Origin of the sequence: Bacillus cereus group sp. N14 (assembly GCF_016483555.1) — a bacterium.
Classification (GTDB): Bacteria; Bacillota; Bacilli; order Bacillales; family Bacillaceae_G; genus Bacillus_A; species Bacillus_A wiedmannii.
The window spans coordinates 1-1529 of sequence record NZ_JAEHBQ010000051.1; the positions used below are offsets into that span (position 1 = coordinate 1).

Sequence of the window (1529 nt, forward strand, 5' to 3'; positions counted from 1 at the left end):
AGAGGGTTTAGAATTGAATTGGGAGAGATTGAAGAAAGAATTAGGGATGTAGAAGGAATCAGTGATGCCGTTGTTATTGTTAAAGAAAACAATGGTGATAAATATTTATGTGGATATGTAATAAGTAGTGAATCTATCGATATTAAATACATTAAAGAGAAATTAAGGGGAAATTTACCGGAATACATGATTCCGACGTATATCATGCAATTAGATAATTTCCCATTGACAAAAAACGGTAAATTAGATAGAAAATCTTTTCCAGATCCACAAATTACAGATAGAGAAGATTTTGTTGCACCTAGAGATAATGTAGAGGAAGGTATTATGGGGATTTTCAAAGAGATTTTAGAATTTGAAGTGATTGGTATAGATGATAGTTTCTTTGAACTAGGAGGACACTCATTAAAAGCGACTAAATTGGTAAATGCATTAGAAGAAAAGTTTAAAGTTAGAGTTCCGCTAAGTACGATATTAACAGAAAAAACAATTAGAAAAATAGCTGAAAAAGTAAGAAATACAGAAGTGAAATCAAATAGTGATACTATTGCCTATCCAGAATTGATAGTAGCAGTAGAAGAGGAGGTATAAGTACCAATGAATAGAAAATATAAAATGAGTTCTGTCCAAAAAAGTTTATATGTAATTGATCAAATGCAAGAATCAAATATCACTTATAATATCCCAATCATGTTAGAAGTCGAGGGGGAAATTGATAAAGAACGCTTACGCATAGCTGTAAAACAGCTATGCGTGCGTCATGAGTTATTAAGAACTCATTTTGCACATGTGAAAGATAAATTTCTCCAAATTATTGAGGATACAGTTGATATAGAGTTAGAGCATGAAAAAAGCATACCAGAACATGTACAACGAGTTTTCAAAGAATTCATTCGACCTTTTGATTTAAGTGAAGCACCTTTAATGAGAATAAAAATACTTGAAATAAAAGGTGAAAATACGATTTTGATGTTGGATATCCATCACATAATTTGTGATGGTGGTTCAACAGGTCTTTTAATAGAAGAAATGTGTAGATTGTATAATGGAGAGGAACTCTCTCCAGTGGGTATGCAATATAAAGACTACAGTGCTTGGCAAAATTCGAGAGATATGACGGAACAGAAAAATTATTGGCTTGACGAGTTTTCTGAAGAAGTACCGGTTTTAGATCTAATTACAGATTTTACTAGACCTAAGCAACAGAGTTATAAAGGTAGTAGTAATACCATAAAAATAGATCATAAAACTAGTAATGCTGTTAAACTCTTTAGTAAAGAAACAGGGGCAACAGAATATATGATATTGATGGCGAACCTTATGATGCTGCTAAGTAAATATACGAGACAAGGTGAGATTGTTTTAGGTACACCTGTTTCAGGACGTACTCATCCAGCAATCCAAAATATGTTAGGTATGTTTGTAAATACTTTGGCGATTAAAGGGAATTTGCAATCTTCACAAAGATTTATAGATTTGGTGGCACAATTACGAGAAAAATGCTTAAATGCGTTTGATAATCAAGAATA

General features: G+C 32.1%; 2 protein-coding genes. Both read left to right on the forward strand.

Annotated features, from left to right (window positions below; translation table 11 throughout):
* On the forward strand, positions 1-591 hold a 591-nt coding region (locus tag JDS82_RS28950), incomplete at its 5' end, for a phosphopantetheine-binding protein (RefSeq protein WP_139056776.1).
* 6 nt (positions 592-597) lie between these two features.
* A partial coding sequence (locus tag JDS82_RS28955) for a condensation domain-containing protein (RefSeq protein ID WP_242474948.1) occupies positions 598-1529 on the forward strand: 932 nt, incomplete at its 3' end.